Origin of the sequence: Kitasatospora sp. NPDC058965 (genome assembly GCF_042741245.1) — a bacterium.
In the GTDB taxonomy this organism is placed as follows: Bacteria; Actinomycetota; Actinomycetes; order Streptomycetales; family Streptomycetaceae; genus Kitasatospora.
Genome location: NZ_JBHYKG010000319.1, coordinates 1 through 9374, shown reverse-complemented (window position 1 = coordinate 9374; position 9374 = coordinate 1). Strand labels below are relative to the sequence as shown.

4 protein-coding genes are annotated in these 9374 nt (G+C 73.8%); 3 read left to right on the top strand and 1 reads right to left on the bottom strand.

All coding sequences use genetic code 11. The annotated features are described in order from the left end of the window. Positions 1-33 precede the first annotated feature (33 nt). Positions 34-1185, bottom strand: coding sequence for a S1C family serine protease (locus ACFW1A_RS33975; protein WP_380415957.1), 1152 nt, complete (start codon positions 1183-1185; stop codon positions 34-36). A gap of 550 nt (positions 1186-1735) precedes the next feature. Between ACFW1A_RS33975 and ACFW1A_RS33970 the strand changes: the two genes are divergently transcribed. From ACFW1A_RS33970 to ACFW1A_RS33960, 3 genes are all read left to right on the top strand, one after another. Next, a complete protein-coding gene (locus ACFW1A_RS33970) occupies positions 1736-3214 on the top strand; it encodes a condensation domain-containing protein (protein WP_380415955.1) in 1479 nt (492 codons plus the stop codon). A 97-nt stretch (positions 3215-3311) separates the two neighbouring features. After that, positions 3312-4163, top strand: a complete 852-nt coding sequence (locus ACFW1A_RS33965) for an EamA family transporter (protein WP_380415953.1) — start codon at positions 3312-3314, stop codon at positions 4161-4163. Positions 4164-4377: 214 nt separating this feature from the next. Then, the coding region (locus tag ACFW1A_RS33960) for a DUF5979 domain-containing protein (protein WP_380415951.1) at positions 4378-9374 on the top strand (4997 nt) is incomplete at its 3' end.

Genomic DNA, 9374 nt, shown 5'->3' with positions numbered 1-9374 from the left:
CCTCGGCGTTCCGCCCGGGCCGCCCGGGCGCGGTCAGGCGGCCGGGCCGGCGACCAGGGTGACGGTGGCGCTGTGGGACGCGCCGTCGGTGTCGGTCCACTGGACGGTCACGTGGGAGCCGACGCTGCGGCCCGCCAGGATCGTGCTGAGCGCCGCCGGGGTGTCGACCGCCCGGCCGTCGACGGCGGTGATGTCGTCGCCCTGGGTCAGACCCGCCTGCGCGGCCGGCGAGCCGGTGATCACGCCCGCGACCGGTGCGCCCGAGCCGGAGTCGCCGCCCGACGCCGCCGCGACCTCCACACCGAGGAAGGCCGTCGGGCCGATGTGCACGTCCGCGCCGGCCTGGCCGGCCATGATCTGACGGGCGAGCGGCAGCGCCGTGTCGATCGGGATCGCGAACCCCGCCGAGCCGGCCTGCTGCTGGTAGCCGCCGGTGTCGGAGCCGGCGGTGTCGATGCCGATCACGGCACCGGTGGAGTCCACCAGGGCGCCGCCCGAGTCGCCGGCCTGCACGTCCGCGTCCACCTCGATCATCCCGGTCAGCTGCTCGGCGGTCCCGGCGCTGGGGTCGCTCGCGGTGATGGACCGGTCGAGCGCCGTCACGCTGCCGGTGGCCGTCGTCGGGCTGCCGGTCCCGCCGGCGTTGCCGACCGCGGCCACGGCGTCGCCGACCGCCACCTTCGAGGAATCGCCGAGCTTGGCGGTCGCCAGCCCGGAGGCGTTCGAGAGGTGGAGGACGGCCAGGTCGGCGCTCTGGTCGTAGCCGACCACGGTCGCCGTGTAGGTGCGGCCGTTCCCGACGTCGGTCGCGGTGATCGCCGTGGCGCCCTCGATCACGTGGTTGTTCGTCAGGATCTCGCCGTTCGAGCCGATCACGATCCCGGTGCCGGCGGCGCGGCCGCCCTGGTAGCCGAGCGTGGTGTTGATGATCACCAGCGTCGGATCGACCTTGGCGGTCACGTCCGAGGCCCCGACGACGCTGCCGCCGCCGGACCGGACGAACGGGGCGGCCGGATCGGACGACGTCTGCGAGGGCCCGAACGCGCGGCCCACGCCGATCCCCACGGCCACGGCCACCGCGGTGACCGCCAGCGGCACCAGGTAGCGGCGGACCGGGTGCCGGCGGCGCGGCGCCGGCGCGGGACCGTGGCCGAACGGCGCCGGGCCCGGCGGGTACGGGGGCATCGGCGGTGCGCCGTACGGCGGGTACGGGGGCGGCGGCGCTCCCGGCGTCGCCGTTCCCGGGATCGGGGGCGGGCCCCACCCGCCGGGCGGTTCGTCGTGGCCACCACCGGTCGCATTGCCGCTCGGGTCGCCGGAAGGAGCCGGGGCCCCGAATTCGTGATTTCCGCTCATGACATCCCCACTCGTGGTTCGGTCGAAAAGCTGGTGGAAACCGCCCTGGCCCGGACCTGCGGGGCGAGTTCTCCTCCATGATGCGCGGAGATCGGTACGGGCCGCGTAAGCCGTGGATGAGGGGTTCTTTAAAAGGAACCCGGGGGCGGCGAACAGCAGGGCGGGGCCCCACGGCCGGCCTCGCCATTCGCACGTCATTAGGCCGAATTGGTCACCCGCGTATCTCCGGGATCATCCGATCGTTGGTCGGGTGGTGCCGTTGAGCGATGTCCCGTGGGAATGGACCGGCGGCACCCAGCGTGGCCGGCGGCCGCCACCCGGCGCTCACGCTTGTCTGCCCCGCCCCGTCCTCATCCCGGGGCATGCGAACGGAGATCTCGTGCGAGTGACCGACATCCAGCGTTGCGAGATCCGGCCCGGGCGCCTGGTGGAGTGGACGCTGCACCCGACGGCGGTCGAGGCCGCGCACGGTCTGCCGGACGACGCCCGCCCGCCCGCGTACGTCCAGGAGGCGCACGTCCGCACGGCGCGGGCGGTGCGGGAGAGCGGCCTGTTCGTCCCGACCTGGCTCGGCACCGCCTTCGACATCCCGGGCCGGGTCGATCTCGGCGTCCTCGAAGGCGCGCTGCGGACCTGGACCCTGCGGCACGAGACGCTGCGCAGCGGGCTGCGCTGGGTCGGCGAGGAGATGCGGCGCTTCACGCTGGAAGCCGACCAGGTGGTGCTGCACCGCGCGGAGATCGGCGACTTCGCCGACGCGGCGACGCTGACCCGCTACCTGCAGGACCGCTTCGACCTCGCGGCGGACGCGCTGGCCTGGCCGAACTTCCTCTTCACCGCCGTCGTCCGGGACGACAGCACCAGTGTCTACATGGCCTTCGACCACACCAATGTCGACGCGTACTCGATCCAGCGGATCGCCGCGGAGATCCACGAACTCTACGCAGCGGGCCGCGATGGTCGCGCCGTGGACCGGGATCCGGTCGCCAGTTACGTCGACTTCTGCGCGACCGAGCGGGCGAGCGCGGATCGGATCGACGATTCGCACGCCATCGTCGCCCGGTGGCGGGAATTCATCCGCCGGTGCGACGGGAAGCTGCCGAACTTCCCGGTCGACCTCGGTCTCGACCCCGAAGGGCCCCTGCCGACCCAGAAGTTCATCTGCGAGACGCTGGTGGACGCCGCGGACGCGGCCGCGTTCGAGGCGTACTGCCGCCCCTACGGCGGGAGTCTGAGCGGGATCCTGGCGGCCACCGCGCTCATCGTCGCCGAGAGCAGCGGGCAGCAGGTGTACCGCACCGTGGTGCCGTTCCACACCAGGGCGCACTCGCAGTGGGCGGACTCGGTGGGCTGGTACGTGGGCGGCGCGCCGATCGAGATTCCCGTGGCGCAGGCGCCGGACTTCGACACCGCGCTGGAGCTGGTCCGCGCCGCGCTGCGGGAGGGCCGCCCGCTGTCGCGGATGCCCATCGCCCGCGTGCTCCAACTGCTGGGCGCCGACTTCCGGCCCACGTCTCCGGACCTGTACTCGATCGTGTCGTTCGTCGACGCGCGCGGCATCCCAGGGGCGGAGCGCTGGCAGGACCTCAAGGCGTACGCGCTGCTGCGGGTTTCGTACGGCGACCAGGTCTGCGCCTGGATCACCAGGCTGCACGAGGGGCTGCAGTTCGCCAGCCGCTACCCGGACACCGGCGCCGCCGCCAAGAGCATGCGGTGGTACGTCGAGCGGCTGCGGGAGGTCGTCGTCTCGGTGGCGCGGGACGGCGCGACCGTGCGCGCCGCCGCGGCGGTGGCGGCGGTGCCGGCGGTGCGGTCGGAGCCGCTGCTGTCCCGGCCGACCGGCAGCCGCTCGTCGTAGGCCGGTGCCGGCGGCGTCGAGCCGGTGGTCCGTTGACAGGCCCGGTACCCAGCGTGTGGGATGTTGTATATACAACTTTCCCCCATGGAGGTGGCGGATGAGTCCGCTTGCGGTGCCGGTCGCGGTGCTGGCCGCGGCCCTGTTGCACGCCGCGTGGAACGCCCTGGCGCACGGCATGACGGACAAGCTGGTCGGCTTCGCGGTCATCAACGTCGCGGCCGCTGGCGGCGGGGCGCTGCTGGCCGTCGCCGCGCCGGTGCCGGACCGGGCGGCCTGGCCGTTCCTCGCGGCCTCGACCGTGCTGCAGGTCGGCTACCAGCTCCTGCTGCTCCAGGCCTACCGGCTGGGCGACTTCGGGCAGATGTACCCGATCGCGCGCGGCACCTCGCCGATGGTGGTGGCGCTGCTGGCGCTGACCGTGCTCGGCACCCCGCTGCACGGCACCCGGCTGCTCGGGGTGCTGGTGGTCTCGCTCGGGCTCGCCGGGCTCGCGTTCGCCGGCGGACTGCCCGGGCGGGCGCAGCTGCCGGCGCTCGCGGCCGCCGCCGGCACCGGCGTGCTGATCGCCGGGTACACCGTGGTCGACGGGGTCGGGGTCCGGCGGGCGGGGGCGGCCGACGGGTACATCGCCTGGCTGTTCCTCGTCGAGGGGGTCGCGATGGTGCTGACCGTCGCCCTGCTGCGCGGTCGGGGGCTGGTGGCGCAGGCGCGGGGCAGCTGGCTGACGGGGCTGGGCGGCGGCGTGCTGTCGCTCGTCGCGTACGGGCTGGTGGTCTGGGCGCAGACGGCCGGCGACCTGGCGACCATCGCCGCCCTGCGCGAGACCAGCATCGTCATCGCCGCCGTCATCGGCGCGGTGGTGCTCCGCGAGGGCCTCGGCCGCGTCCGGCTGGCTGCCAGCGGCGCCGTGCTCGCCGGCATCGCCCTGCTCGGGCTCGGCCACGGCTGACGGGCCGGGCAGGGGCCCGGCCGGCGCGGACCCCCCGTCGCCACCTCTCGGAGGGGGCTGACCGGCGGGGCCGAACCGGTGACTGGTCATCCGTTCGACCGGTGTGTATGTCCGGGATGTCCGACTAAGTGGATCTATCCTACTGATCGCTCCACGCGTGACGACATGTCAGTTTCCGGAGCATCGGACGGGACCGCACGGTGAGGACTGGTTGATGCCCCGGTACGGACGTGGTGCATGGCGGCTGCCGCTGGCCGGCACGGCGGCGCTGGCCCTGCTGCTCGGCTCGCCCGGGCCGCTGGTGCCGCTCGCGGTGGCGGCGGACGCGCGCAGTTCGGTCGGCATCAGCAAGAGCAACGACCTGGGCGGCAAGCCGGTGCAGCCCGGGGACGCCTTCGTCTACACGCTGCAGGGGCACTGCTCCGGGCTGACGGTGGACTGCGTGGACTTCACGGTCACCGACGTGCTGCCGGCCGACCTGGAGGTGACCAGCCTGCCGCAGAGCACCTCCGTCCGGGACGTGACGTACGACCAGGCGACCCGCAGGCTCACCATCGTCTACACGCAGCCGCTGCAGAACCCGGCCGGCAAGACCGGGCTGCGGGCCGGCCAGGCGGGCTCGGTCGAGATCGGCATGCGCCTGCCCGCCGACACCCGGCTCACGGACGGCACCGTCATCACCAACACCACCCGGGTGACGGCCGACAACGCCGACCCCGCCCGCGCCGACAACGAGGTGACCGTCCGCATCCCCCGGGTGGTCAAGCCCGTGGCGACCAAGAGCTGGGCGGACGGATCGGCCGTGGCGGGCAGCGGCGAGGAGAGCACGCTGACCCTGGGGGTGCGCAACAACTCCTCCTCGTCCGCCGAGGTCACCTCGCTGACCATCGCCGACACCGGCGGGCAGACCTTCGAGTCCTTCGACTTCGAGTCCGCCACCGTCACGGCCTTCCCGGCCGGGGCCGACCGGGCCCGACTGACCGTCAGCACCGCCGGCGGCAGCACCCGCACCGGCGCCGCGATCACCGCCCCCGGCCCGCTGCCGCTGCCCGTCGGGGTCGCCCCCGGCGACGTGGTCGGGTTCCAGGTGGTCTTCACCAACAGCAACGGCGACCCGCTGCCCCACGACACCACCGGCGGCAGCGTCACCGTCGAGCTCAAGCTGCGCGACACCACCCGCTCCGGCGGCGCGCCGCTGCGCCCCACCGACAAGCTGACCGTCACCAACTGCGCCACCCCCGCGGCCCAGGACACGGTCCAGGGCGCGGTCACCGGGGAGCAGGCCTGCGCACCCTACGACATCCTGCCCGACACCCTGGTCCTGAACGCCACCAAGGACTTCTTCCCGGACACCAACGGCGACTACGCGCACCAGAGCAGCGAGCACGCGGTGGTCGGCGAGAACTCGCCGGTCAGCGCGGTGATCGACGTGACCAACCAGTCGCCCTTCCCGGTGAAGTCGGTCACCGTCACCGAGCCCGCGCCGGGACAGGCGAGCGACTTCGACAAGGTGAACGTCCAGCAGGTCCGGCTGCGCTTCCCGCAGGGCGCCACCGCGGCCACCCTGACGGTCGGTTACGCCGACGGCACCAGCACCACCGGCAGCTACACCCAGAACGCCACCGTGGACGTCGCCAAGCCCGGCACCACCGTGACCAAGGTCGAGGTGACCTACACCGGCACCGACGCGGCGGGCAACCCCACCATCGCCCCCGACGCCGACGCCGGCCTGGACGTGCACGGCACGCTGGTCCCGGGCGTGACGGCGGGCAACCTCACCGACTGCGCCCGCTTCCAGGGCGACGCGGGCCGCACCGACGGCAGCGGCACCGCCGGCGGCCACGTCTGCCACAGCCTGGTCGTGGAGACCCCGGACACCTCGTCCGGCGGCAGCAAGACCGCCGACCAGACCGACGTGCCGCCCGGCCAGCCGATCCCGATGCACCTGACCCTCACCAACAACGGCAACACGCCCCTGGTCGGCCCGGTGCTCACCGACCCGCCGGCCAAGCCGGACGGCACGCCCGACTTCGGTGCGGGCAGCCCGTTCGACGTGCTGCAGATCGACTCGATCACGCTCGACCCGGCCGCCACCCCGGCCACCGTCGAGCTGTGGGACCCGAGCGCCAACGGCGGCAGCGGGGCCTGGGTGCCGTACGACGCGGCCGACACCGCACTGCTGCACCGGGCCCGGGCCGTCCGCATCGCCTACCAGGGCGACCTGCCGCCCGAGGGCACCTTCACCGTCAACCTGGTGACCGAACGCCGGCCGGGCACCGACAACGGCGTGACCTTCCAGAACTGCTTCTCCATCACCGCCGGCGGGAACTACCGGAGCAGCTCCCCGATCTGCTCCGCCTCGCTCGACACCGGCCCGGCCGAGGACTCCGCCTCGCTCAACAAGTCGATCAGCCCCGGCCAACTGCCCCAGTACGTGCCCGGCCTGCCCCGCCAGCACGCGGACGTGGCCCTGACCGTACTGAACACCGGCAACATGTCCGCCAAGTACCTGGAGCTGACCGACCGGGACGCCGACTTCTTCGACGCCGTCGACCTGGTCTCGATCACGAGCGACCAACTCCCGGCCGGTGCCGACCGGGTCCGGATCGACGCCTACGTCAACGGCGCCTGGGTCGACGGCACCCCCGCCGCCGGCGCCGCGCTCCCGGCGGGCGTGAACGCCGCCGACGTCACCGGCATCCGCGCCACCTACTCCAGCACCAGCACCTTCAACGACGGCTACTCCCTCACCCCGTGCGCCGGCAGCGGCTGCGCGGGCATCCTCCACCTCGACGTCAGCCCGCGCCCGGCGCTGCGCAGCAACGGGCAACCGGTGCCGAGCCACCTGGAGGACACCGTCGAGGGCCGGTACCTGACCAAGCTGGAGACCACCGGGGTGCCGGCCGTGATCGCTCCGGTCACCGCCACCCTGGACCTGGTCAAGGGCACCCCGCGGTTGGACGTGACCAAGACGCCGGACACCGTGCTCGCTCCCGGCGAGGACGCCCCGTTCCACCTGAAGGTCACCAACACCGGCACCGCCGACGTCCCCGACCTGGTCGTCAAGGACGCCCTGCCGCCCGGAATCGCCTTCCTGGACTCCTTCCAGGGCGACGACGGCCGGCCGTACAAGATCCTCGACGCCCAGGTGCCCGCCGGCACCCCGCCGGTGCCGACCCCGGTCTTCCACGAGTCCACCAACGGCAGCCGGATCGACGGCCTCAGCTGGGACTTCGCCAAGGACGCGGCGGGCAACCGCTGGGTGCTCGCGCCCGGCGCGACCTTCACCATCGAGATCCACGTGACCCTGGAGGCCGGGATCAACGCCGGGGACGTCGTCACCAACACGATGGGCGCCACCTCCTCCGACACCGGCCTGCAGTGCGAGGGCGCCGCGCAGACCGACGGCGGCTTCGGCAGGGGCACCTACTGCGTGGCCAGTGCCACCCTCACCGCCAAGGCCGGCGCGGCCTTCAGCGCCCGCAAGTGGGTCGCCGGCAACGACAGCCTGGGCTGGTACAACGCGCTCACCCACCAGCCGATCCCGGCCGGCGACCCGTCCTGCCTGTCCGCCACCGACAGCACCGGGCGCCGCTACACCACCAGCCCCTGCATCGCCCTGGTCAACCCGGGCGACCAGTACCACTACCTGCTGCGCCTGCAGAACTCGGGCACCGAACCGGCCACCGCGATGCGGATCGTCGACCGCCTCCCCGTCCAGGGCGACCGCGGCATCCTGCTCGACCAGGCCCGCGGCACCGCGTGGGACAAGCGCCCCACCCTGGCGTCGCCGCCCCGGCTCGACGGCCCCGGCACCATGACCACCTCCTACCAGGACGCCGAGCCCCTGTGCACGGACGACCTGAACATGGGCGGCGCCGGCTCCAGCGCCCCCCAGTGCCCGGCGGGCACCTGGAACGACCCCTTCGGCCCGCGGGCCGCCGGCCTGCGGCTCGCCCTCACCTTCGGCCCGGCGCTGCCGCCCGGCGGCACCGTCTCCGTCAGCTACGCGATGGACACCCCGCTGGACGTCGCCCACAACGGCGACCCGACGATCGCCTGGAACTCCTTCGCCCACGACGAGACCACCGACCGGGCCGGCACCCCGCGGGTGCTGCAGCCCAACGAGCCGATCCAGGTCGGCGTCGCGCTCGCCTACGGCGCACTGGAGCTGGTCAAGAAGATCAGCAGTCCGTCCGACCGGCTGACCGCCGCCCTGGCCCGGGTGCCGTTCACCTTCCACGTCACCTGCGTGATCCACCCGCAGGGCCGCCCGGCGCGCACCGTCCTCGACCAGGACTACCGGGTCACCGCCGACCGGCCGGTCACCGTGCCCGACCTGCCCGCCGGTGCGCAGTGCCGGGTCTGGGAGACCACCGCCCGCGGCGGCAGCAGCGACCACCCGGCCGGCACCCCGGTGGACGTGACCGTCCAGCCGGGCCTGGGCACCACCGCGGTCCGGACCGCCACCGTCACCAACACCTTCGAGTTCGGCGCCCTGAGCCTGGTCAAGACCCTCGACGGGGACGCGGCCGCCTACGCGGCCGGGCGCAGCTTCGCGGTCGAGGTCTCCTGCGCCCTGCCCGACGGCAGCGGCGCCGCGACCGGCCTGGTGCTGCACCACACCTACACCGTCACCGCCGGAACCCCCGTGGTGATCGAGCCGCTGCCGGTCAACACCCGCTGCTGGGCCGAGGAGGTCGACACCGGCGGCGCCGGCCAGGCCGTGGTGGACCACGGCTCCGCGGCCGACCCCGTCGTCATCACGGCCGACGGCAGCGCCGCCATCACCGTCACCAACACCTTCCCGGGGGGCCGACTGACCGTCACCAAGCACGTGGTCAACGGCCCGGCCGGTCCGTACGCGTTCACGCTGGCCTGCACCACCGCCCAGGGTGACGTCCCGCTCCCGGCGCCGGACGGTTCCTTCACCCTGGCCGACGGTGCCGGCCGCACCGTCACCGTGCCGGACGGCGCGCACTGCACCGTCACCGAGCACGACCTGCCCGGCGGCGACACCGTCAGCTACACCGCCACGGGCGGCAGCACCGACGGCACCGTCACCGTCCACGGCAGCGCGACGGTCGACGTCACCAACACCTTCCCGGCGCCGACCCCGCCGGACGGCGGAGGCGGCCTGCCCGACACCGGCTTCGGCGGCTGGCTCACCCTCGCCGCCACCCTGACCGGTCTGGGCCTGCTGGGCGGGAC

Coding starts and splice junctions, on each gene's coding strand:
- ACFW1A_RS33975 (WP_380415957.1), bottom strand. CDS start 1,185: ATGCCCCCGTACCCGCCGGGCCCGGCGCCGTTCGGCCACGGTCCCGCG.
- ACFW1A_RS33965 (WP_380415953.1), top strand. CDS start 3,312: ATGAGTCCGCTTGCGGTGCCGGTCGCGGTGCTGGCCGCGGCCCTGTTG.